Origin of the sequence: Clostridium sp. BNL1100, from assembly GCF_000244875.1 — a bacterium.
Taxonomy (GTDB): Bacteria; Bacillota; Clostridia; order Acetivibrionales; family DSM-1351; genus Ruminiclostridium.
This window is the reverse complement of the sequence record NC_016791.1, coordinates 2,830,173-2,854,711: the sequence shown is the minus strand read 5'-3', so window position 1 is coordinate 2,854,711 and position 24,539 is coordinate 2,830,173. Positions and strand designations below refer to the sequence as shown.

Here is a 24,539-nt window from a genome sequence, read left to right as displayed (position 1 = left end):
TTGATAAATTATGTTGCAGTAAGTCATTATTTAATTGTAATATATTGCAATATATGCCTAATAGTATTTATAATTGTATATGGTATAAAAAAATTTAGGATTCTCCTGAATGATTGTGTTATCCTCGTTCTTAATAGTAGACAAAAAATGGCTATATAAAATAAGAATTGGAGTGAAACAAATGCAACACTCAAAAAAACTTTTATGTTTAGTACTATTTACATTAGTCAGTATTATATCAGTTTCCTGTGGTAGTGATAAATCGTATGTTTCAGACGCTCGTAACAGTAAAATTAATCACACTGAAACCAGTACAATAAGTTTAATGACAAGTTGGGGCGGTGTTGACAGCAAAGCCGGATGTTTGACCGATTTGCTGGACAAATTTGAAAATGAAAATCCTACTATAAAAGTTTCCAATCAATCTATTTTTGGAGATGAATATTTGCCTACTCTTAAAACGAGGTTTGCGTCAGGTAACGAACCCGATGTTTTTGGTTTATGGCCGTGCTCGGATATAAAATATATGATCAGGGCAAACAAGCTTGCTGACCTTACGGACATGCTCAGGAAGGACAGTGAATGGATGGAAAGCTTCAAGGGAAACTACTTTGATTTGACTACCTACAATAACAGGATATTTGGAATACCTTTTGAGCTTGTATTTGAAGGGATGTTTATCAATAAGGATTTATTTCAGCAATTTGGTGTAAAAATACCTCAAAATTATCAGGAGCTTAAAAATGCAATAAATATATTTAATAAGCACAACATAACCCCTATAGCCTATAACGCTACCGCCGAAGGCTCATATATATATCAGAATATGATTGCCAGCCTCGGAGGAAACGAAGGAGTAGAAAAGTTTATAGTTAATAATAAGATAAATAAATGCTACATAGATGCAATGAAATATATGAAAGAACTATATGAAATGCATGCATTTCCGGATGATTTAATATCTATTACCAGCGAAGAAAGAAACAATCTTTTTATAAAGAAACAGGCAGCCATGATAGTTCAGGGGTCATGGTTTGCAGCATACTTTGGTAAATTTGATAAAACTGTTGAAATGATACCGTTTCCGTCTATGGGAAATGGAAGTAGTAAAATACCTGCAGGTTTAGGTGGGGGAACCTTTTACATAAGTAAAAGTGCATGGAGCGCACCAGAAGGTAAAGAAAACACGGTAAAACTTATGAAGTTCCTCACGTCAAAGGACACATCAGACTATTTATACAAGGAAGCCGGCTTATTCAGTACATTAAACATATCAATGGAGACCCCCTATAACGCATTGGCAAAACAAAGTATCGGTGTTTATGAAAAAACTCCAGAACAGAATCGGTGTGCCATTCCTGATCATGTAATAGATAGAAGCACATGGGAAAAGGTTATTGTTAAGGAGTTTCCAAATTATCTTGATAATAAAATCTCTGCGGAAGAAATATGGGAAAAAGCTTTGAATAGATTGCAATGATTTATAGCATTTTGTTAATTACTCGTGCTTAGGATATGGTGGAATAATGATAAATAAAATTACTTCAAGCATGTTTTCTAAAATACTTAGAAGCTCACAATTTTACAAAAACATATCAATAAAAAAGAAATTACTGCTTGTAGTAAACCTACAAATTTTAATACCTCTTATATTTGTAGGGTTTTTTGCTTATAAGAGTTCAGAAGAAATTATTAATAGCAAATCTCTATCGTACTCTAATGATGTACTTAGCTCTATCGGATTAAGACTACAAGATACGGTAACAAATTTGACCAACATATCCGGTGACATAAGTATGGATAAAAATATATATGACGCTTTAATCAGCTATGATACAGGTAATAACAATAATAATTTAACGGAGATGGGCATTCATGAAATAGATTCTCAGTTAACAAACCTATTTATAACGGTAAAAGGCAATAGACCTGAAATTAATTCTATTTGCATAGTAACTGACAGCGGTTTAGTACTACCGAGACGTTATCCAAGTACTGACTCGGAGCTAAGGTCAGTAGTAAACAGAGAATACTCCCGAATGAGTGAAAAGGCTGATGAAGTTACCAGAAAAGCAGCCTGGTTCTTTGAAACGTCCTCAGGAGTTGTCAAGAATGCTTATTTAGTAAAAAAGGTATACAACAGGGATGATTATACGGAAATAGGAATGTTGGTAGTCCAAATAAAAATGGATTCTTTGAAGGATGTTTTAAAGGGACTGGAATCTGAGGTCATGCAAAATACTACAATTCTTTCACCAAATAGTGATATAATTGTATCAAAGAATAAATCGGCATTGGAAAGGTATAAATCCATAATAAAGGATACACCGTATGATGAGGATTCTTTTATAGATCAGGAAAATAATATTTTTGTTGCTTATACATATTTAAAAGATAATATTAATTGGAGAATAGTTACATTTGTTCCTTTAAATGAATTATATTCAGATGTAAATATATTGAGAAACAGGATAATTATGCTCTGTCTTGCATCAATTATAATATTGTCTGTAGTCAGCATTTATATGTCATTTGATATGATAAAACCAATCAACAGGTTGGTAAAGGCAATGAAAAATATGAACATAAACAATATACCGGAAAGTTATATTGAGGTTGACAGAAGTGACGAACTTGGCTTCCTGCATAAGACCTTCAATAATATGGCTAAAGAGATTGACCATCTGGTTACATGGATTTACAGGGAACAGATTACTCGTAAAGAGGCTGAGCTGAAAGCATTACAGTCGCAAATAAACCCCCATTTTCTCTTTAATACACTGGAATCAATAAACTGGATGGCACAGTTAAATAACGTACCTGAGATAAGCGATATAGTAACGGACCTTTCTGCACTGCTTGAAGCCAGTATTGGAAGGGATGACAGGCTTATTCCCATAGAAGAGGAGTTTATGTATATAGATAAATACATATCTCTCTTAAAACGCAGATTTGAAGATAAAATAACACTTAAAAAAGAAATTGACCCTCAGGTTCTGTATATAAAGATTCCAAGACTTCTTATACAGCCATTAATCGAAAATGCTGTCTATCATGGAGTGGAAAACAGCAGAGAAAAAGGTGTCATTATGCTGAATGCCAGAATACAGGAAGATTTAATAGTATTAGAGGTAATTGACAACGGCAACGGAATTTCGAAAGATGATCTTATAAAGTTAAATAAGAGCCTTGAAATGGATAATGACACATATTTTAAATCTCTTAGAGAGAAGAAAAACAAGAGTATCGGAATTGATAATGTAAATAGAAGAATAAAACTCTTCTACGGTGAAAAATACGGTATCAAAATAGAGAGCAGTGTTAACATATTTACTAAAGTAACGGTTTCTTTACCGCTTCAAACATTCAATACTAAGGAGAGTTATTATGTACAAGGTTCTAATAATTGATGATGAATCTATAATACGAAAAGGCATCAAGAACATTATTAATTGGAAACAGCTTGATTGCGAGGTTTGTGCAGATGCCTGTGACGGTATCGAAGGAATTGATCTAATAAAAAAATATCTGCCGGAAGTAATTATAACAGATATACGTATGCCTGGAATGGACGGTTTGGAAATGATCAAGCAGGTAAAGGAAATTGTTCCAAACACAAAAATAATAATACTAACGGGGTACAGGGATTTTGACTATGTACAGAAAGCTATTAAATGCGGAGCATTTGATTTTCTTCTTAAACCCTCAAAAATTGAAGAACTGACTTCTGTACTGACAAAGGCAGTTAATGAATTAAATGAACAAAAGAACAAGCACAATGAGATTGAGCGGTTCAGGATGCTTTTTGAACAAAATATTCCCGTACTCAGAGAAAAACTTCTTTATGATATTATATACGGACTCAATACAAGTGAAAATGAAATATACGAAAAAATGAAGCTCTTTGATATATCAATACGAAATTTTGTTTTGGTTGTAATGGAAAACGACTACAACGATAAATCAAACAGTTCGTTGTATGATAAACACCTTTACCAATTCGGTATTGTAAAATCCTTTGAAGAAATATTTGCAGAGAATTATGAAGTTTTAAGCATTATGCTCAACAGTAACAGAGTAGGCTTTATAATACAGAAATCTGATAACTTACCTTTGGATATTGAGAAGGTAAGTGAAAAATGTGCCTATCTACAAGAGGTTATAAATAGCGGATTCGGTTTTACTGTTACAATAGCCGTCAGTTCAAACGGAAAAGAAGCTCTGGAACTTCCGGACAAACTAAAGGAATGTCTGGGTTCATTAGAATATAAGAGCTATATGGGAGAAAATTCTATAATTCAGTATAGTGATTTAAACTCATTTTTTAGATATGAAGACTATTCTATACTGGACAAGTATCAAAAACAACTTATTGAAAATATAAAATCGGGAAATGACCTTGGAGTAAGGGAAAATACAAAGCTTATATCTGATTATCTGACAAATAACAATATAAATATACACTATATGCGAAATTTTTATTATACAACATTGTCTTCAATAAATAACATTAGAATATCAGTTTCATCGGTGGATACGGACAAAAAGTATTCAGAAGGTGAGGATATAGCAAGTCTGATAAAGCTCATAGAAAAGACCGATAAAGCAGAAGAACTTAACTCTCTGCTGGAAGAAGTATCCATAAAAATAGCATCCAAGGTAAACAGTTTTAATAATAAAAGTATAAAACTTATATTACGCAAAGCAATAGATTATATACAAGACCATTACAATGAGCAGGTAACTCTTAACGAAGTAGCAGAAAATATATACGTCAGTACCTTCTATATCAGCAGGATGTTCAAAAAAGAGTTGGGTAAAAGTTTTGTAGATTATCTTAATGATGTCAGGATTGATAAAGCAAAGGAACTTCTAAAGGATGTAAGGTATAAGACCTATGAAGTAGCAGAAAAGGTTGGTATTTCTGACCCGCACTATTTTTCAAAGCTATTTAAAAAGTATTCAGGAATGACACCCTCTGAATACAGAGATAGTTTATTTTGATTCTATGATGGCTAACATGGTGTTCAATATTGACTTTTAATGGAAATAATTGCACGTAACCATGTTGTAGCAATGGACAAAATTTGACCTGTAATTTTAAAAAATAAAGAAAATCGTCAAAAAAGGCACATAATTGTAAGAATATGTGTCTTTTTTAGTGCAATTTCTTGCCATACCTATATAGTCAAAATATTAAAACATAAAGCAACATTATCTATTTAGAATGAAAGTCTATTTTTATAGAATTAATGTTGCAAAGTGCTTTAATAGCACTAATGTAAGCATTTCAATATGAAATTGCTAAAACAAAAAGGAGGATTTTAAAATGTTTAAAAAGGTAATAGCTTCTGTTTTAACAGGTGTTATGGTGCTTGGTATGGCTGCCTGCGGAAACACTGAGTCAGGTGACAGCACTTCTTCTGCATCAAGTTCAGCAGCTAGCACTAGCTCAGTAGCAGCTACTTCTTCACCAGCTGCTACATCAACAGACTTTACAAAGGCTTCTGGTACAATAGTAATGTGGAACTGGGAAAATAAGGATCAGCTTAAGACAGCAATAGCTGATTTCAATACCAGATATCCAAATGTAAAGGTTGAATCAGTACCGGTTGCAAGTGCAGACTATGTTAAGAAAATACAGACTGCAGTAGCAGCAAAGACAGCTTTACCAGATGTAATAAGAGGAGAAGTTGGTTTCAGAGGAACTCTCTTTGACATGGATATTTGTCAAGATCTTTCACAGGCTCCATTCAACTTCGATAAGTCCAAACTGGCTGACAAAGCATTGCCACTCGTTACAGATAGCAAGGGACAGGTATTAGGAGCTCTTACACAGTTCAACCCATCAGGTATCGCTTACAGAAGAAGCATGACAAAGGCATTATTCAATACTGATGATCCTAAAGCATTGGCAGACAAGTTTAAGACTTGGGATGATGTAATCGCTGCATTTAAGGATGCTAAGATAGATGGCAAGAAGGTTTACGCATTCAGATCTGTAAGAGATATATTCCATATAGTTGACGGATATAATCCTCAAAACCCAATTCAAGATGGAACAATCAAATTTAACGAAGTTTATCTTCCTACTTTCCAGGTTATAGAAAAGATGTGGAAAGCAGGCGTTATCAACAAATACGATATGTGGGCTCCTAACTGGACTGCATCATTCGCTAAGAGCGAGGATGTATTTGCAGCAGCAGCACCTTGGTTCCTCAAGTACGTTATAGAACCAGCCGATACCAAGGGCAAAGGTGACTGGGGAGTAACAGTAGCTCCAGGCGGAATGTTTAACTGGGGTGGAACTGCGTTGTCAATCTGGAAGGATTCAAAAGTTAAGGATGCAGCTTGGGGATACATAGCTGATCAGGTACTTAATGAAAACGGTGTTAAGAACGCATTCACAACAGGTATGAATATTACTCCTGTTAAAGAATTTATGGATAAACCAGGCTTCTTCAGCCAAAAAGAAGAATACTGGGGCGGTCAGGATGTAGGCCAATTCTTCATGGACAACATGGATGCAGTAAAGGTTAAGTCACTTGGCAAATACGATAATTTCCTCGAAAATAACTTTATAAAGGGATTACAGGAAATCAAAAAAGGAAAGACAGCTCAAGAAGCAGTTGATGTTATGATTGCAGATATGAAGAAAAATGTTCCTGAATTGAAGTAATTTCGGAATTATCTGAATGTTATTGATGATTTAGGAGAGGGTGAAATTCCCTCTCCTTGATTATTTTACTGTTTGTACTTTATCAAGCACACGGGGGTGGTTAGTAATGAAAAATCTCTCAAAGAAATCAACACCTTATCTTTTCATGGCACCTTACTTCCTGCTTTTCACAGCATTTTCTTTAATACCTATAATTTTTACGTTGTATATGAGTCTTAATGAATGGGATGGATACTCGGGAATAAAATTTGTAGGACTAGCAAATTATCAGAGAATGTTTGAAAATGGGGAGTTTGTTCTAGCTCTTAAAAATACTGCGATTATCATGTTGCTGTTGATACCATTGCAGTTGGTGTTTGCAATTGTTATTGCCTATATGATCAATTCAAAGCTTGTCAGGCACAAAGAAATTTTTAAGACTGCAGTTTTTACTCCATATCTTGTTATACCGATAGCTGCGGGATTGTTGTGGGCATTCTTTTTTGATGGTGGTTCATCAGGAACAATAAATGTTTTATTGCAAAGTTTGCATATCATAAAAGAGCCGATTGATTTTCTTGCAAATCCCAAATTAGCTAAAGTTGTTATTGCAGTTATCATGTTGTGGAGATACACAGGATATTGTGTACTGTTCTTTATAGCCGGTTTTGTATCAGTACCGGAGGAATTGTATGAGGCTGCACGTGTTGATGGAGCCAGAGCATGGCACAATTTCTGGAATATTTCTCTTCCAATGATAAAACCTATAATTATATATATGGTTATTACATCCCTTATAGGTGGTTTCCAGACATTTGATGAACCAAATATTATTTATACTCAGGGAAATTATCAAACCGGACCATACTCAGGGGGACCTGATAATGCAGTAATGACTTTGGTAATGCTTATGGGTAAGGGTGCGTTCCAGAACTCTCAATATGGCTATGGAAGTGCTGTTGCATATGGAATGTTTGTTGTAATTGCAATATTCTCATTTGTATCATTAAAGTTCATGAATGGAGGGGATAAAGATGGAGCAATCTAATAAAGTTTATTCCTTTATTTTATATATATTTCTCGCTGTCTGTTCTATAATTGCTATAGGTCCTTTTTATCTTATGATAATAATGAGTACTTATGATACAAATGCTCTTTTTACTGACCTTCATTTATTGCCTGGAAACAACTTTATGATTAACATTAAGGATGTATTTCTAAATGCGGGATTCGGAAGATTCTATTTTAACAGTATATACATCGCTGTTCTTACAACAGTATTGACAGTACTTGTATGTGCCATGTGCGGATATGCACTTGCAAAATTTAACTTTAGGCTCAAAAAGACAGCATATTATGCAATTTTGATTACTATGATGCTTCCTACTCAGCTGGGTCTGATAGCATTTGTAACTGAAATGAACAAGATTGGTTGGACTGACTCACATTTGTCACTTATCATTCCGGCAGCTGCAAATGCATTTGCAGTATACTGGATAAGACAATACACAGTTCAAGGTGTTCCGACAGAAATAATTGAGAGCGGAAGAATGGATGGTTGTACTGAAGGTGGCATTTTCTTCAAGTTGGTTGTGCCATTTATTAAGCCGGCTCTTGGTTCACAGGCTTTATTATCCTTTATGGCAGCTTGGAATTCATATCTGTTACCGCTGGTATTAATCAATGATCAGAAGAAGTACACTGTTACTCTTGGATTATCAACATTGGATGCGTTGTACAGAGCAAATTATGGTGCCAGAATAGCAGCATTGGTTATTGGTACAATACCTATGTTCTGTATATTCCTGATATTCTCAAAATCACTTATTCAAGGTATTACTGCAGGGTCTGTAAAAGGCTAACTTGCAGATTTATGTACAGATTTGTTTTGTACATTGAATTTAAAAAGTTTTTAGTTTTGAATACCTTATAATATAGGTATTTAGCGTGTTTGAAATAAACTGGTTAAATTACTCTTTGAGCAGATATATGACTGCTCAAAGAAAATTAACTGGGTAATGTAAATATGGATTATTATTATTACAACTAAGCCATGACAAAATATTGCACATTAAAGCAAGTTGTTCTATTCAAGTTTTACTTAATTTGAATAAAATATAAATAGGTTGATTTTCTACAAAAAGTTGCATTATTAAACTTTTTGTACGAAAAAATGGCATCGGCAAATATACAATACCAAAATTAAAAGTATTGTTTCACTTGTTGTCTATAAACAATATATCTGTGTTGTAAAAGTATTTTTAAAAAAGTAGAAACAGGCGGGGGAAGAATTGAGAAGAGAAGCTAATGTTCAAATAAATGTCTCTAAAAAGGGACCCCCGTCTTTTTGATTTTCTTAGAAAATACTAAATTATGAATTTTCTTAATTAATAGTTCTAAATATAAAAATTTAAAATAATGATTATTAGAGAAACTTGTTATATAGTCTTAACATAGATTTCTCATAAAATAATTCGACAATTGAAAGGGGTTATAATTTTGAAATACGGTTTTTTTGATGATCCAAATAGAGAGTATGTCATCACAACACCTAAAACACCTTATCCTTGGATAAATTATCTTGGAACTCAGGAATTCTTTTCTTTGATATCAAATACTGCAGGTGGCTATTGCTTCTATAAGGATGCACGTTTGCGCAGAATAACCCGTTACAGATATAACAACGTCCCAATAGATATGGGAGGGAGATATTTCTATATAAACGATAACGGTGCTCTTTGGTCACCTGGATGGTCTCCTGTTAAGGCTGAGCTAGATTCATATGAGTGCAGACACGGCTTGGGATACACCAAGATAACCGGAAGCAAGAATGGTATCAGCGCAGAAGTATTATATTTCGTTCCATTAAAATTTAATGGTGAAATTCATCGTGTAAGAGTTAAAAATACAACATCTGATAATAAAAGTGTAAAATTATTCTCATGTATTGAATTCTGCTTATGGAATGCGTATGATGATATGACAAATTATCAGAGAAATTTAAGTACCGGCGAAGTTGAAGTTGAGAACTCAGTAATTTATCATAAAACAGAATACAAGGAAAGAAGAAATCACTATTCTTTTTATTCTGTTAATGCTGAAGTAACCGGATTTGATACTGACAGAGATCAGTTCGTTGGTTTATATAATGGTTTTGATGCTCCTCAGGTTCCTGTTAGCGGTGAACCAAAGAATACTATGGCTGACGGATGGGGCCCAATGGCTTCACATTGCATAACCGTTGAATTAAAAGCAAGTGAAGAAAAGGAGTTTGACTTCATTCTAGGTTATGTTGAGAACGATGTCAATGATAAATGGGAAAGCAAAGGCGTTATAAATAAAAAGAAAGCATATAAAATGATAGAAGAAAAGGGTAATCCGGCAGGGGTTCAGGCAGCTTTTGAAGAACTGCAGAATTATTGGAGCCAGCTGTTTACACAGTACAATCTGGAGCATAAAGACGAAAAGCTGTCCAGAATGGTTAACATATGGAATCAATACCAATGTATGGTTACTTTCAATATGTCAAGAAGTGCTTCATATTTTGAAACAGGTATCGGAAGAGGTATGGGTTTCAGAGATTCAAATCAGGATATATTGGGATTTGTACACCAGATACCTGACAGAGCAAGAGAAAGAATACTTGATATAGCTGCAACCCAGTTGGAGGATGGCGGTGCATATCATCAGTATCAGCCTCTTACAAAGAAGGGTAACAACGAAATCGGTGGGAATTTCAATGACGACCCGGTTTGGTTAATTGCTTCTGTTGCTGCTTATATAAAAGAAACAGGGGATATGGATATATTAAAGGAAGATGTTCCTTTTGATAATGATGATAAGAAAGCTGCTTCTCTATTTGAGCATTTAAGAAGATCTTTCTATCATGTTGTAAATAATCTTGGACCCCATGGATTGCCCCTTATTGGAAGAGCAGACTGGAATGACTGTCTGAACCTTAACTGTTTCTCAGAGACCCCAGACGAATCATTCCAGACAACTACAAGTAAAGAGGGGAAAGTTGCAGAGTCAGTTTTGATAGCGGGAATGTTTGTTTATTATGGTCCTGAGTATGTAAAACTTTGCAAGCTTAATGGTCTTGAAGATGAAGCTGCACAGGCTCAAATTGAAATTGAAAAAATGACTAAGACTGTTAAAGAGTACGGTTGGGACGGAGAATGGTTCATTCGTGCTTATGATGATAACGGTGAGAAGATTGGCAGTAATGAAAATGAAGAGGGTAAGATATTCATAGAATCACAAGGCTTCTGTTCTATGGCTGAAATAGGTATGGAAGACGGCTATGTCGAGAAAGCCCTAAATTCTGCAAGAAAGTATTTGGATACTCCATATGGACTTGTACTCCAAAATCCAGCATTTACAAAATATTATGTAAATATGGGTGAGATATCTACATATCCTGCAGGATATAAAGAAAATGCCGGCATATTCTGCCACAACAATCCATGGATAATTGCAGGTGAAACCGCTATAGGCAGAGGAGACAGGGCTTTTGAATATTATTCAAAAATCGCTCCTGCATATACTGAAGAGATAAGTGAGATCCATAAAACTGAGCCTTATGTTTATTCTCAGATGATTGCGGGTAAGGATGCCAAGAGACCGGGAGAAGCAAAGAATTCCTGGCTTACAGGTACTGCAGCATGGAACTTTGTTGTTATTTCTCAAAATATACTCGGAATTAAGCCTGATTACTCAGGGTTGAAGATTGATCCGTGTATCCCAACAAGTTGGGAGGGCTACAAAGTTACAAGAAAATTCAGAAATGCTATTTTTGAAATTGCCATCACCAATCCTGAACACGTTTCAAAAGGAGTTAAGAAGCTTGTTGTAGACGGAAATGAAATTGATGGTAATATAATTCCTGTATTTAATGATGGAAAGACACACCAAGTTGAAGTTGTAATGGGATAATTTCGGTAAATTAAAATAGATTCCTCAATATGCAAACAAAGCAGCCTCCTATTGTACAGGCTATACAATAGAAGGCTGCTTTGTTGTTTTAAAAGCAAGATATAAATTACAATGGTAGTTTAACTATAAATTCTGTTCCCTTACCGGGTTCACTTATAATATGGATGTCGCCGCTGTATAGATTTACTATATGTTTTACAATAGACAGCCCAAGTCCTGTACCACCCATGTTTCTTGAACGCCCTTTATCTACTCTGTAAAATCTTTCAAAAATTCTTGAATGATGTATTTCCGGAATTCCTATGCCGGTATCTTTTATAGAAATTACTGTATTTCCATTATATTTTTCTGCTTTTATATATATTTTTCCATTTTCAACATTATACTTAATAGCGTTATCAATAAGATTAATAAGCATTTGTTTTATTCTGTTTCTACTGGCTATAACCTGAATTTGCGATGGAATAGTTGAAACCTCCAGAATAATATTCTTTTTGTCTGCTGAAGATTTTAAAATAAGAACAACTTCATCTATTATCTGCCTCAGGTCTATTTCCATTATGCTGTCATCTTTTCGCATAGCCTCTATTTCTGATAGTTGTAAAATATCATTAATGAGGGTATAGAGTCTTTCGGCTTCAATGTCAATAATATCGAGGAATTTTACAGCTACTGTGGCATCCTCAATAGCACCATTTTTTAAAGTTTCCACAAATCCTCTTATTGAGGTAAGGGGAGTCTTTAGCTCATGGGTAACATTTGATACAAACTCGGTACGTATTTGCTCCAATTTTCTTACTGATGTTATGTCATTTAGTGTAATTACCGCTCCTGCTGTTTGATTTTTACCATCTGATGATTTGATAGTGTTGGTATAAATTCTGTAGATTTTGTCTATTCCCAGCGAGGGAGAGAACAGTACAATTTCGTCAATTAAAGAGGAATCATTCTTAATTGTTTCTCGTAACAATGAATTAACTTTAGAATTTCTTGTAATATCTATCAGATTTTTACCAATAATTCCAGGCCCGTACTGGACATCAAATATATCGCAGGCTGTAGTGTTTACAATAATAATTTTTGAGTTGGTATCTATAGCAATTATACCGTTCCTCATACTATTAATAACGGTATCTACTTTTACATTTTTGTCCATTATGCCGCTGAGAGTCTCATCAAGTTTATCAGCCATTTCATTAAAGGTTAAAGCTAGTTGACCAATTTCGTCCTTATAATTAACATCAACTCTCTTTTTGTAGTTACCTCCAGCTATCTCCTTAGAGGTATTAATTAAATGTTGAATTGGCTTGGTTATAAAACTGGATAATTTAAATGAAATAAGTAAAGTAAGTAGCAAGCCTGCAAGAATTCCAAGCAAAGTATAATATAAAAATGCTTTATTTATAGCATTAAGCTGATATAAAGGCACAGAAATTCTTACAATTATGCGATGCTCATTTATGGGCAGAGCGACGTACAAATAAGGCATTCCCATGGTGGAACTAAATCGTTGGTCTCTTCCTGTTTGCCCTTGGATAGCTTCCTGAATTTCCTTTCTGTTTAAATGGTTTTCCATTGTATCGATATTTGAGTCGGAGTCACCGAGGACTTTTCCCTGGAAGTCTATGATTGTTATTCTGGTCGCTAAAGGGAAATTTTTATCTTTATCTGTTCTGGAATTAAGAAGATATGCATAATCTTTTACAAACTTATTAAAGTCTATTTTACTTTTAACAGATGTCTCTTCTACTATATCATTCCTTAATAGAACGGCGATACTTTCAATATTATTTTGAACTTCCAACTTATAGAAATATCTGGCCATTGCAGATGTGAAAATTCCTGCAATAGTAATACCGATTATTACCAACATAACAGAGTATTGAATTATTCTTTTTCTCATTTATTTTCAGGGCACCCCCATTAGCGATAAATTAATACATCTAATTGGCTGAATCAGGGTTTTTATCTGTAAAACGGTAGCCTATTCCACGAACAGTTTCAATATAAGTCGGATTTTCATCATTATCTTCAATTTTTTGCCTTAAATATCTTATATGAACATCTACCGTTCTTGTTTCTCCGTAGTAATCAAACCCCCATATTTTATCCAATAGATGCTCTCTGGATAAAACCTTACCCTTGTTAAGAATCAGCATTTTAAGAAGTTCAAATTCTTTTAGTGGCATTTCCAGAAGTCTGTCACCCTTGTATACTTCTCTTCTGTTACAGTCAATTGTAATCTCACCGTGGGACAGGACTTCAATTTTAGGCTCAGTAGTTGTATTCACTCTTCTGAATAAGGCCTTAACCCTGGCAACAAGTTCTCTTACACTGAAAGGCTTTGTAATATAATCATCGGCCCCAAGCTCCAGTCCCAATACTTTATCAAACTCCTCACTTTTTGCTGTTAACATAATTATGGGAATAGTCTTTGTATTGGAGGTTTGCTTCAGGTTTCTGCAAACTTCTAGCCCATCTATACCGGGGAGCATTATATCAAGAATAAATAAATCCGGTACATTTTCAGAACTATATGCCAACAAATCTTCTCCATTATCAAAAACATTAACCTTAAAGCCATTGGCCTCAAGGTTATATTTTATCAATTGTTGAATATGCATTTCATCTTCTACAACAAAAATTACCTGCTTAGACATACTGTCACCCCATAAAATTAAAATTTACTCATTTTTCCGGGCTAAATGATCATGGGAACCCGTTACATTGAAAACAACCCATTCTGCAATGTTGGTAGCGTGGTCTCCAATTCTTTCCAAATACTTTACTATAAACATATAATCAGTAGCCTGTTCTACAGTTTCAGGGTTGTTCTTCATTATATTAATCAGTTCAAGAACAATTTTTGAAAATAAATTATCTACCTCATCATCACTATTGCAAACCTCTTTAGCAAGAGCAATGTCCTGCTTTACATAGGAATCAATTGATTTGGTAACCATTTTCTTTGCCAAATCAGCCATAAGGGGTATATCAATCAGAGGTTTAACTTGCTTTAAATCAGCCATTCTGATTGTCAATTCAGCAATATCTGCCGCATGATCTGCTATTCGCTCCATGTCGGTTATTATTTTAAGAGCTGTGCTTATTGCTCGAAGGTCCTTTGCCAGCGGCTGCTGTCTTGCAATCAGATTTATACATATCTTTTCTATTTTACTTTCCATATCATCAATGGTATCATCACTTTCAAATACCTGTTTAGCAAGACTCACATCCTGCTTCTTGAAAGCGAGTACTGAATTTTCAATAGATTCCTCAACCATTGCTGACATTTTTACCATAAGACCGTGCAAATGTTCCAGTTCTTTGTCAAATGAATTTCTTACCATTAATAATCACCTCTTAACCAAATCTTCCTGTTATATAGTCTTCAGTTCTCTTATCTTTTGGATTGCTGAACAATTGGTTTGTATTGCCAAATTCAACTACCTCCCCGTGGAGGAAAAAAGCTGTTAAATCTGATATTCTTGCTGCTTGTTGCATATTATGTGTAACTATTACAATAGTATAATTTTGTTTCAATTCTTCAATTAAATCCTCTATTTTAAGAGTTGAAATCGGGTCAAGAGCTGATGTAGGTTCATCCATCAAAACAACTTCAGGCTCTACAGCTAAAACCCTTGCGATGCAAAGACGCTGCTGCTGACCACCTGATAAACCCAGTGCATTCTGCTTTAATCTGTCCTTAATCTCGTCCCAAAGGGCACTGTTTCTGAGACTTTTTTCAACTATATCGTCCAGTTTGGATTTAGACTTTATCCCATGAATACGTGGCCCGTAAGCAACATTATCATAAATAGACATTGGAAACGGATTAGGCTTTTGGAATACCATTCCAATATTTTTTCTTAACTCAACTATATCATATTCCTTATAAACATTCAAACCGTCGAAATAGACATCACCGGTAATCCTGACTGATGCCACCAGATCGTTCATTCTGTTTAGAGTTTTCAAGAAGGTCGATTTACCACAGCCGGAAGGGCCTATAAATGCAGTAACCTTGTTGCTTGGAATTTCCAATGAAACATTTTTTAACGCCTGCATATCTCCATAGTAAAGATTTAGATCCTTAGTAACAATTCTATATTCGTTAGTCATGTTATCATTCCTTATACAAAAAATATTATTACTGATGCAGATTAATAATATCAATATATTTTTAATGCAGGTTTAATTCCGTGTTAATTCGGTGTTAACAATATATATTTTTTTTATTATTAACATAAACACAAAAATATATAAATTTTGTTCCAATAGGACAAAACTAAAATAGAAAATTCAGAGAATGAGTTAACATTATATTAACACACGTTTAACATGACTTTACTTTTAGACTATTGCTCCAAATGCTATTATTACAATATTAGGAGGAGTGTTTATGACAGAATCAACAAGTACTTTTCAGAATAAAAAAGCTGTAAACAGCAGGATAAAAAGAATGAGGATTTCAAATGTAATTGCAAGAAACATCCTGTTTTTGTTTGCAATAATTACAATATTAACGACTATAGGAATCATTGTTTCACTTTTAAAGGATTCCATTGGTTTTTTTTCTAATGTTTCAATTACGGACTTCCTTTTCGGTAGGAAATGGACACCATTATTCAGCAACCCAAGCTTCGGCGTACTGCCTCTGGTTATGGGAACATTAATAATCACACTGATATCGGCAGTTATATCAATTCCTATAGGTTTGTTTACTGCAATATATCTTAGCGAGTATGCCAATAAAAGAGTAAGAAAGGTTATAAAGCCTATTCTGGAGGTTTTGGCAGGAATACCTTCAATAGTATTCGGATACTTTGCATTGACCTTAATAACACCATTAATTAAAACAGTTTTGCCCCAGACAGAAATTTTTAATGCACTTAGTGCCAGTATTGCAGTTGGTATTATGACCATACCACTGGTTTCTTCACTGAGTGAGGACGCATTAAGAGCTGTTCCCGACAGTTTAAGGCAGGGGGCACTTGCTTTAGGCTCAACTAAAATGGAAACCTCCTTGAAGGTAGTCGTTCCGGCTGCAATATCGGGGATTTCGGCTTCATTCGTCCTTGCAATTTCAAGAGCTATAGGCGAAACAATGATTGTAACAATCGCTGCAGGTGCAAGGCCGAACCTTACATTTAATCCCTTGGAAAGCGTGCAGACCATGACTTCGTTTATAGTGCAGGCCAGTCAAGGTGACAACCCTCATGGAACAGTAGGTTACTATTCATTATTTGCCGTAGGTCTGCTACTATTCCTTATTACATTGGGACTTAATATTCTTTCTCATTACATGGTTGAAAAATACAGGAAGGAATATTAAAAGCATAATATCGGAGGTAATTGTATGAATCAGATTAAGTATAGAAAAATGAAAAATTCTATTTTTCACGGAGTAATTTTTTGTGTAACGCTGATAGGAATAGTAGTACTTGTCATTCTGCTTGCTGATATTATCATGAGAGGAGTACCGTTTCTTACCAAACAATTTTTTACAAACTTTCCGTCCCGTTTTCCTAAAAAGGCCGGAATACTGCCCGGAATCTATGGTAGTGTATATATTATATTGTTAACAATACTTTTCGCAGTTCCTATAGGTTTGGGTACAGCCGTATATTTAGAAGAATACGCTAAAAACAATCGTTTTACCAAATTCATAAAAATAAACATTTCAAATCTTTCAGGAACTCCGTCGATTGTTTACGGTTTACTTGGACTCACTGTTTTTGTAAGAACTCTTGGCTTAGGAAAAAGTATTTTAGCCGGAGCTTTAACCATGTCGCTAGTTGTACTGCCTATAGTAATAGTTTCATCGCAGGAAGCCATAAAAGCGGTACCACAGTATTTGAGACACGGTTCCTATGCTCTTGGGGCTACAAAGTGGCAGACCATTAGAAAAATAGTTATACCGGCTGCACTTCCCGGAATATTTACAGGTGTCATACTTTCTGTATCAAGGGCATTGGGAGAGACTGCTCCGCTTATTATGGTAGGGGCTGCAACATATGTTTCCAAACTTCCTGAAGGATTAAATTCAATATTTACAGCATTACCACTGCAAATATATTATTGGATGGGGCTTCCTAAAGAACAGTTTAAGGATTTGGCTGCCGCAGGGATAATAGTACTTCTGGGAATACTTTTAACAACAAACGCAATTGCCATTGTTCTAAGAAATAAATATCAAAAATCCATAGAATAATTATTTCTTCTGAATTATAATATTTAGTAAAATATTTGTAATTCAGGAGAAAACAATGAGAAGAAAAGACAGGCAAGTAACTGAATTGACTGAAATAATTGAAATTATTGAAAGATGCGATGTTTGCAGGATTGCATTATCAGATGATAATATGCCGTATATTGTACCTATGAATTTTGGTTACGAGGTTATGGACAGTAATATTATTATATATTTGCATTGTGCAAATGAAGGAAGAAAGCTTGACATATTAAAAAAGAACAATAGGGTATGTTTTGAAATGGATTGTAAACATAGGCTGGTAACAGGAGTAAAAGCATGTGACTGTTCAATGGATTTCGAAAGTGTTATAGGAGATGCTGTTGCTCAAATAGTAGTAAATAATGAAGATAAAATTCATGGTTTGAACCTTATAATGAAAAAATACACCCAAAAGAATGACTACACATATGAAGAAAATCGTCTTACGGGTGTAACGGTTTTAAAACTTGTTTCAACGGGATTTACTGCAAAAAGAAAACAACGTTAACTGACATTTTTACGTTAGCGGGCCTTTATAGGTCCGTTTTTTATATGGTGATAAAAATATGTGTTAATATTTCTTAATAATGAATTAACATTAATTAACCAAATCCCAATATGGACTTTAAAATACCATAATATAATTTAATCATAATAAATTACAGTTAATTGCGAAAACTAAGCAGGATACAATTTGGGAGGTATAAAAATGGTTAAATTAGTAAATATGAAAAAAGTTGTTTCATTAGCAGTAGGCGTTGCCTTAACTGTTTCATTAGCGGCTTGCGGCAGCGGTACTAAAAATGATAATGTTGGTAACACCAATCTAAGCGGTAAGATAGTTATAGACGGTTCAAGCACGGTTTACCCGGTGACATCAGCTGTTGCTGAAGAATTTCAAATCGAGCAACCTGAGGTAGAAGTATCGGTAGCCATGTCAGGAACGGGCGGTGGAATGAAAAAGTTCACGGCAGGGGAAATAGACATATGTGATGCTTCCAGAAAAATAAAGCCGGAAGAAGCAGAGGCTGCAAAAGCAAAAGGAATAGAATATGTAGAATTTGAAATTGCATATGACGGAATCTCTGTTGTTGTTAATAAAGATAATACTTGGGCACATTCAATCACAGTTAATGAACTGAATAAAATCTGGGGCAAGGATAGTAAAGTAAAGACATGGAAAGAAGTAAATCCCGCATGGCCAGACGAGCCTATAAAACTATATGGACCGGGTACAGACTCAGGTACATTTGAATTCTTTACTGAAATGATTAATAAAAAGGCAAAGGAATCAAGAACTGACTATACTCCAAGTGAAGATGACAATGTTTTGGTTCAAGGTATTGCTGGAGATAAGGATGCAATGGGATATTTCGGGTTTGCTTACTACGAAGAAAATCAGGATTCACTAAAAGTATTGAAAATTGATTCCGGAAAGGGACCTATTGAGCCAACTGCAAAAACAATTAAGGATAAGACCTATAGTCCTTTGTCAAGACCATTGTATATTTATGTAAACAAAGATAAGCTTAATCAATCCCCGGTTAAAGAATTTGTAAAATTCTATCTGGATAATGCTGAACAATTAACCCAAGAAGTAGGGTATATACCTCTCGAACGCTATGACGCCGAAAAAGCTAAGCTCAAATAAGAATTGAAATATTATAAAACGTGGCACTTTAAATTAAGTGCCACGTTTTATATAAAAGTCGAAATATTTCCAAAGGGGAATGGAAAAATGATTGTGACAAAAATATACAGAAAAATAATAAATACTAATATAAGGCTTCGTATACAACTTCTTATAGTGCTTATAACGGTAACACTTATTCCAATAATTGCAGTAAGTACTACAACTTACATAACAACCATAGGAAAAATAACGGAACTTTCATTAAACAATCTTAAATCTGATTCCTATAATACTATGAACAATATAGAAGTAAAAATAAATAGTTTAGACAGTACCATTAAGGGAGTAGCTTCTCAGACCGACTTCTTGGTTGGACTTGAAATGGCCAACAGTGTTAATGCTAAGATGGATACAGCAACATACAGCGGAATTCAGCTTTCAATGAAAAATGTAGTAGAAGGCTCAGAAGGACTCATTGATACGATGTACTTGTGCAATAAAAACGGAAAAGTTATAGCCTCCGCAGCCAAAAAAACAAAAACATCAGGAATAGTTAAATTTTACGATATGCAGCTTTTTGAAAGAATAAAAACAGATACAAACAATGAAGTTATAGTCGGTAATTATGTTATTATTAAAGAAGCAAACAAAAAAGTAATACCAGTTACGAGAGCAGTGAAAAGTCTGGCAGGTTTCAGCGGAACAATAACTGCATTAGTGGACTATGATAAATTCTTCAAGTTTGACAAAAACAAAATAAAAAGCGAAATTATTGTATTGGACAGTGAATTTAGAATTTTTTACGGTATGGACAACAGTAAAGTTAACAGCAAAATCCCAATCAAAGGAGCTGTATATGATGAAAATATTAATTATAAGGATTCAGGAATAAAAAAAATAGCCCATTTGGAGAAATCAGATCTTACAAATTGGATAGTTTGTGCTCAAATGAACTACAACAAAGTTATGCTGCCTGTAAAGCAATATATTCTTATTCTTATAATTGTTTTAGTATTATCGCTTCTGCTTGCTACACTCATTTCTATTTTTTATTCAAAATATATATCAAACCCTGTAGTTGAACTAACCACACAAATAAAGAAAATTGAAGAAGGCTTTCTGGAAGTTCACTTTAACGAAAAAATCAATATATCAGAAATAAACAGTTTAAGAAATGCATTCAAAAAAATGGTTAGTAATCTGAATATACTTATATCCGGTATCAGTTCAGCTTCAAGGGAAATAGACGAAATGTCCGCTCTTATGTATAGTGAGGCCAGTGAATCATTTGAAAAATCAGAATATACTCAAAAATCAATTTCAAAAATAAATATCAATATAAAGAATCAAGCAGACAATACAAGTTATGCAGCAGCAGAGATAAAAAGTCTTGCAGATCAGATTGCTACAACAAGGGAGCACTCAAACAATGTTTACAGCTTTCTTGACAGACTCAACAGTTCAGCGGAAAGGGGTAAGGGCCAAATGGTTAAGCTGGAAGCAAATTCAACCCTAAATCTTAAAAGTATTAGCAAAATGAATGAAATGATAATTGGATTACAGACACAAATGCAACAGATAAATACTATAACTGCTACAATTCAGAGTATAGCTAAACAAACACAGCTGTTGTCACTAAACGCCAGAATAGAGGCTTCACGAGCAGGAGAGTCAGGAAAAGGATTTGCCGTCGTAGCTGAAGAAATTAAGGAACTGTCTAACCAGACAAACTCACAGGCAGGGGTAATAAGAAAAATGATTGAAAGTATTGTACAGAATTCAAACAACCTTAGTATGGGTTTTGAAGAGGTAAGTACAGGAACAGACACACAAAATAGCTGTATAAATGAAACAAAAGAGTGCTTTCTGGAAATCAAAAAGGATATAGACAATATAAATACTCGTCTTTTTAATATAACTGATTATTTGCATGAAATGGATAAACAAAAAGATAATCTTGTATTACTGGTAGATCAAATCAATAACGCTGCCGAAGAGATAGCAAATAGTTCTGACGATGTACATCAGTACACAAAAAATAATATTACTTCCGTAAAAAAAGTCCATGAAAAATCAAACATATTTAAGGGCTTATCCAAAAAGCTGAATTCATCCGTAGGTTTATTCAAAGTTTAGGAATACCTGCAACCTCATGTGCTACGCTGTTTACTGAACTCAGGGAAATAAAAAATCCTCTGTTAGTTGTTGATATAAAGCAACGATCAGAGGATTTTTCCATGTCAAAACATTTTTATAATGACCAAAACCTTAATACCACTAGCTTTACTGCAAAATTTGGGTTAAATATTAACAATATTGGAGTATTGTGACGTAATATTTAAATTTTGGTAGAAGCATGATTTTTGTATTGACTAATATGTACCATTATATTACAATATTTAAATATAAAGTAAATAATTAAAAATGTTTACAAATGGTACTTTTTACAGTATTCATTTCATTTTGAGTATATTTATTAATTTTGATGATTATAACACCATCAATTCTTAAAGATTTAATTCAGTTGAAGAATTTTTATATTAATATATATAAGAAGCATGTAGGTTTAATCAGAAAGGACAATATGATCTATGATTGTGTACAAGCTTATAAAAACGCCAAAAAAATATTACGTATTCGATAGGAATAGAAATAAAATCTTAAACATAAGCAAAGAAGATTATGAGGAACTGGACAAGTTACAAAAAAAAGAGATTAGCGAAAATGAAGTGGGATGTTTGCCTAAATATCAGAAGTACGGTTACTTAAAAGAAAATGTAATAGAAGAAATTTTACACCCTGAAACTGAATATATTCAGCACTATCTGGATCACAGAGTGCAGTTTCTTATATTGCAGGTTACTCAGAATTGCAATCTTAGATGCAGTTATTGTGTTTATTCAGGAGAATATGAAAACAGAGTTCATTCCAACAAAGTGATGTCATGGGAATTAGCTAAAAAATCAATTGATTATTTATACGAACATTCAAATGAATTGGATGATGTTCATATAAGCTTTTATGGCGGAGAACCTTTACTATGTCTGGATTTAATAAAAAAATGTGTAGCATATGTAAAAGAAGCGTATCCCGATAGAAATACAAGATATGGAATGACTACTAACGGTACACTTTTAAATAGGAAGGTAGCTGATTTTTTAATAAAGAATAGATTCGCTATTGCAATCAGCCTTGATGGCTCAAAGAAAGACCATGATGCAAACAGAAAGTTTGCAAATGGAGAGGGAAGCTTCGATACTATAGTAAACAACATCAAAGAAATAATCAAATATGATAATGAATACATAAAAAACCTTAGGTTCAATACTGTTTTAAATCCAAAATCGGACTACGGAGCAGTCAGAAATTACTTTGCATCTGAAGACATAATATGCGACGTAGAGGTAGGTATTAGTTTAATGGACTCCAAAAACTACAACGGAGATATATTATTTAGTGAAGAATTTGTGAACTTGAGAAGATATGACTATTTTCTTTTATTGATGACTATGATAAAAAAACTAAAAAAGGACAAATTACCAGAATTAATGGAACAGTTCAAATATGGCATAGATTTAGAGTATTCAAACATGGGGGAACTGAATTCTCTCCACAGGGCATGGCATCATTCCGGACCCTGTATGGCAGGTGCAATGAGAATGTTTGTAAATGTCGAAGGTACTATATATCCATGCGAAAAAGCAGTAGAAACCAGTGAAGTCCTGATGCTTGGCAAATTGGAGACAGGTACTGAGGCAGATAAAGTTGCAAAGGTAATGAATATTGGTAAACTCTCGGAGAAAGATTGTAAAAACTGTTGGGGAATTAACTGGTGCTCTTTATGTGCAATGTATGCTATAAAAGATGGCAAGTTTGATCTTGCGACAAAGAAATCAAATTGTATTAATTCATTAATTGAAGCTGAAGATAAACTTCTTACTTTTTGTTTCCTAAAAGAATTTGGTTACAATTTTGGCAAGGAGGAGATATATGTATAAATTATTGGTATATCCTTATGATCTGAACGAGAGTTCTATAATTAGGTATCGAAATATGCTAAAAAATTATGAAATTGTCAGCCTTGTATGCCTGGAGGGAGCATATGAAAATGGTAAGGATGCAGGCGTATTTGATGAAGTTGAGACTGGAATAATAATTACAAGTGATTTTGGAAATGCAATAGAAAAATGTGATGTGGTACTTATTCTAGATAAGAACTTCGATGAACTAAAAGATACATATTTTGAAAAGATAAAAATGGCAATACTAAAGAATCGTATTGCAATGGTAAATAAAAAAATATACGACTACTGTCAGGCTCGCTTAGATGTTATGTCAAATATCAAACTCCTGGATAATATTTCGGAAGTTGAACTTTATGATAATATGCGAATTCCTAAACTTACACAGCCGGATATTCCTGTCATAACAGTCATGTCTATGGGGGAGAACACCAATAAATTTGAAGCACAATTGGATTTAAGGAAAAAATTTGAAGACAAAGGGTATAGAGTATTACAGTTTGGTACAAAAGATTATAGTGAAATGTTTGGCTTCAGGAAACTTCCTTATTTTCTTATGTCAAAGAATATATCAATTGACAAAAAAGTATATATGTTTAACTATTATATAAATAGAGAAGTGCTTAAAGAGGATTATGATGTAATTATTCTAGGAGTTGCCGGAGGAATCCTTCCTATTAATAGTTATGTAACCAACTATTTTGGGGAAAATTCTTTAATTATAACATCTGCATTAAATATTGATATTAATATGATGTGCCTTTATCATAATGAAAACCTTAAGGTAAAGGATCTGTATGAAATAGCGAATTTTTGTAAGGGAAGAATAGGATGCATTACAGATTATTTTTATATGACTAATAGACAATTTAAAGTTTCTCAAGCATACGAAGTAGAATATTTTTCGTTGGATAGGCATCGGTGTAATAAAGGTATCCCTGAAATTAGTGATAAAACTATGAAGTTTTGCCATATGCTTCGTGAAGAGTCAAAGGATGATATTTTCAACTTAATGTTGGGGGAATTAGAGGATAATATAGAACTTGTGTAAGGAGA

General features: G+C 33.9%; 18 protein-coding genes. 14 read left to right on the top strand and 4 right to left on the bottom strand.

The features are described from left to right. The first annotated feature begins 181 nt into the window (after window positions 1-181). From CLO1100_RS12165 to CLO1100_RS12135, 7 genes are all read left to right on the top strand, one after another. On the top strand, window positions 182-1,480 hold the full coding sequence (locus CLO1100_RS12165) for an extracellular solute-binding protein (RefSeq protein WP_014314050.1): 1,299 nt from the start codon (window positions 182-184) through the stop codon (window positions 1,478-1,480). Between the two features lie 46 nt (window positions 1,481-1,526). After that, window positions 1,527-3,410, top strand: coding sequence for a sensor histidine kinase (locus CLO1100_RS12160; protein WP_014314049.1), 1,884 nt, complete (start codon window positions 1,527-1,529; stop codon window positions 3,408-3,410). Then, on the top strand, window positions 3,388-5,004 hold the full coding sequence (locus CLO1100_RS12155) for a response regulator transcription factor (RefSeq protein ID WP_014314048.1): 1,617 nt from the start codon (window positions 3,388-3,390) through the stop codon (window positions 5,002-5,004). Before CLO1100_RS12160 ends, CLO1100_RS12155 begins: the two co-directional genes overlap by 23 nt. Window positions 5,005-5,329: 325 nt before the next feature. Further along, window positions 5,330-6,679, top strand: coding sequence for an extracellular solute-binding protein (locus tag CLO1100_RS12150; protein WP_014314047.1), 1,350 nt, complete (start codon window positions 5,330-5,332; stop codon window positions 6,677-6,679). A 106-nt stretch (window positions 6,680-6,785) separates the two neighbouring features. Then, entirely contained in the window at window positions 6,786-7,706 is a 921-nt protein-coding gene (locus tag CLO1100_RS12145) for a sugar ABC transporter permease (RefSeq protein ID WP_014314046.1), read from the top strand. Further along, window positions 7,693-8,520 carry a carbohydrate ABC transporter permease gene (locus CLO1100_RS12140; RefSeq protein WP_014314045.1) on the top strand — a complete coding sequence of 276 codons (828 nt, stop codon included), beginning with the start codon at window positions 7,693-7,695 and terminating at the stop codon, window positions 8,518-8,520. Before CLO1100_RS12145 ends, CLO1100_RS12140 begins: the two co-directional genes overlap by 14 nt. Before the next feature lie 637 nt (window positions 8,521-9,157). Next, window positions 9,158-11,593 carry a glycosyl transferase gene (locus tag CLO1100_RS12135; RefSeq protein WP_014314044.1) on the top strand — a complete coding sequence of 812 codons (2,436 nt, stop codon included), beginning with the start codon at window positions 9,158-9,160 and terminating at the stop codon, window positions 11,591-11,593. Between the two features lie 106 nt (window positions 11,594-11,699). Here CLO1100_RS12135 and CLO1100_RS12130 read toward each other — a convergent pair whose 3' ends face one another. Genes CLO1100_RS12130 through pstB form a run of 4 tightly spaced genes read right to left on the bottom strand, consistent with a single transcriptional unit; the run spans window position 11,700 to window position 15,715 of the window. Beyond that, window positions 11,700-13,496, bottom strand: a complete 1,797-nt coding sequence (locus CLO1100_RS12130; RefSeq protein WP_014314043.1) for an ATP-binding protein — start codon at window positions 13,494-13,496, stop codon at window positions 11,700-11,702. Between the two features lie 40 nt (window positions 13,497-13,536). Then, window positions 13,537-14,253, bottom strand: a complete 717-nt coding sequence (locus CLO1100_RS12125) for a response regulator transcription factor (protein ID WP_014314042.1) — start codon at window positions 14,251-14,253, stop codon at window positions 13,537-13,539. Window positions 14,254-14,277: 24 nt separating this feature from the next. Beyond that, window positions 14,278-14,943, bottom strand: a complete 666-nt coding sequence (gene phoU / locus CLO1100_RS12120) for a phosphate signaling complex protein PhoU (protein ID WP_014314041.1) — start codon at window positions 14,941-14,943, stop codon at window positions 14,278-14,280. A gap of 13 nt (window positions 14,944-14,956) precedes the next feature. Next, entirely contained in the window at window positions 14,957-15,715 is a 759-nt protein-coding gene (gene pstB / locus CLO1100_RS12115; RefSeq protein WP_014314040.1) for a phosphate ABC transporter ATP-binding protein PstB, read from the bottom strand. A gap of 280 nt (window positions 15,716-15,995) precedes the next feature. On the opposite strand from pstB, the gene pstC reads away from it, so the two are divergent. The 7 genes from pstC to CLO1100_RS12080 all read left to right on the top strand — a co-directional run bounded on the left by pstC (window position 15,996) and on the right by CLO1100_RS12080 (window position 24,534). Beyond that, window positions 15,996-16,928 (top strand): phosphate ABC transporter permease subunit PstC, encoded by a 933-nt coding sequence (gene pstC / locus CLO1100_RS12110; protein ID WP_014314039.1) that lies wholly within the window; start codon window positions 15,996-15,998, stop codon window positions 16,926-16,928. 24 nt (window positions 16,929-16,952) lie between these two features. Next, a complete protein-coding gene (pstA, locus tag CLO1100_RS12105) occupies window positions 16,953-17,807 on the top strand; it encodes a phosphate ABC transporter permease PstA (protein ID WP_014314038.1) in 855 nt (284 codons plus the stop codon). Window positions 17,808-17,862: 55 nt separating this feature from the next. After that, window positions 17,863-18,336, top strand: coding sequence for a pyridoxamine 5'-phosphate oxidase family protein (locus tag CLO1100_RS12100; protein WP_014314037.1), 474 nt, complete (start codon window positions 17,863-17,865; stop codon window positions 18,334-18,336). A 201-nt stretch (window positions 18,337-18,537) separates the two neighbouring features. Further along, window positions 18,538-19,479 carry a PstS family phosphate ABC transporter substrate-binding protein gene (locus tag CLO1100_RS12095; protein WP_014314036.1) on the top strand — a complete coding sequence of 314 codons (942 nt, stop codon included), beginning with the start codon at window positions 18,538-18,540 and terminating at the stop codon, window positions 19,477-19,479. A gap of 87 nt (window positions 19,480-19,566) precedes the next feature. Further along, a complete protein-coding gene (locus CLO1100_RS12090) occupies window positions 19,567-21,597 on the top strand; it encodes a methyl-accepting chemotaxis protein (RefSeq protein WP_014314035.1) in 2,031 nt (676 codons plus the stop codon). A gap of 455 nt (window positions 21,598-22,052) precedes the next feature. Then, on the top strand, window positions 22,053-23,459 hold the full coding sequence (ccpM, locus tag CLO1100_RS12085; RefSeq protein ID WP_014314034.1) for a Cys-rich peptide radical SAM maturase CcpM: 1,407 nt from the start codon (window positions 22,053-22,055) through the stop codon (window positions 23,457-23,459). Then, window positions 23,452-24,534, top strand: a complete 1,083-nt coding sequence (locus tag CLO1100_RS12080) for a TIGR04066 family peptide maturation system protein (RefSeq protein WP_014314033.1) — start codon at window positions 23,452-23,454, stop codon at window positions 24,532-24,534. The genes ccpM and CLO1100_RS12080 overlap by 8 nt, the downstream gene beginning before the upstream one ends. Window positions 24,535-24,539 lie beyond the last annotated feature (5 nt).

What these genes read in the sequence shown, in the direction of transcription:
- CLO1100_RS12165 (WP_014314050.1), top strand. Translation starts at nt 182, where the DNA reads ATGCAACACTCAAAAAAACTTTTATGTTTAGTACTATTTACATTAGTC.
- CLO1100_RS12160 (WP_014314049.1), top strand. Translation starts at nt 1,527, where the DNA reads ATGATAAATAAAATTACTTCAAGCATGTTTTCTAAAATACTTAGAAGC.
- CLO1100_RS12155 (WP_014314048.1), top strand. Translation starts at nt 3,388, where the DNA reads ATGTACAAGGTTCTAATAATTGATGATGAATCTATAATACGAAAAGGC.
- CLO1100_RS12150 (WP_014314047.1), top strand. Translation starts at nt 5,330, where the DNA reads ATGTTTAAAAAGGTAATAGCTTCTGTTTTAACAGGTGTTATGGTGCTT.
- CLO1100_RS12145 (WP_014314046.1), top strand. Translation starts at nt 6,786, where the DNA reads ATGAAAAATCTCTCAAAGAAATCAACACCTTATCTTTTCATGGCACCT.
- CLO1100_RS12140 (WP_014314045.1), top strand. Translation starts at nt 7,693, where the DNA reads ATGGAGCAATCTAATAAAGTTTATTCCTTTATTTTATATATATTTCTC.
- CLO1100_RS12130 (WP_014314043.1), bottom strand. Translation starts at nt 13,496, where the DNA reads ATGAGAAAAAGAATAATTCAATACTCTGTTATGTTGGTAATAATCGGT.
- CLO1100_RS12125 (WP_014314042.1), bottom strand. Translation starts at nt 14,253, where the DNA reads ATGTCTAAGCAGGTAATTTTTGTTGTAGAAGATGAAATGCATATTCAA.
- phoU (WP_014314041.1), bottom strand. Translation starts at nt 14,943, where the DNA reads ATGGTAAGAAATTCATTTGACAAAGAACTGGAACATTTGCACGGTCTT.
- pstB (WP_014314040.1), bottom strand. Translation starts at nt 15,715, where the DNA reads ATGACTAACGAATATAGAATTGTTACTAAGGATCTAAATCTTTACTAT.
- pstC (WP_014314039.1), top strand. Translation starts at nt 15,996, where the DNA reads ATGACAGAATCAACAAGTACTTTTCAGAATAAAAAAGCTGTAAACAGC.
- pstA (WP_014314038.1), top strand. Translation starts at nt 16,953, where the DNA reads ATGAATCAGATTAAGTATAGAAAAATGAAAAATTCTATTTTTCACGGA.
- CLO1100_RS12100 (WP_014314037.1), top strand. Translation starts at nt 17,863, where the DNA reads ATGAGAAGAAAAGACAGGCAAGTAACTGAATTGACTGAAATAATTGAA.
- CLO1100_RS12095 (WP_014314036.1), top strand. Translation starts at nt 18,538, where the DNA reads ATGGTTAAATTAGTAAATATGAAAAAAGTTGTTTCATTAGCAGTAGGC.
- CLO1100_RS12090 (WP_014314035.1), top strand. Translation starts at nt 19,567, where the DNA reads ATGATTGTGACAAAAATATACAGAAAAATAATAAATACTAATATAAGG.
- ccpM (WP_014314034.1), top strand. Translation starts at nt 22,053, where the DNA reads ATGATTGTGTACAAGCTTATAAAAACGCCAAAAAAATATTACGTATTC.
- CLO1100_RS12080 (WP_014314033.1), top strand. Translation starts at nt 23,452, where the DNA reads ATGTATAAATTATTGGTATATCCTTATGATCTGAACGAGAGTTCTATA.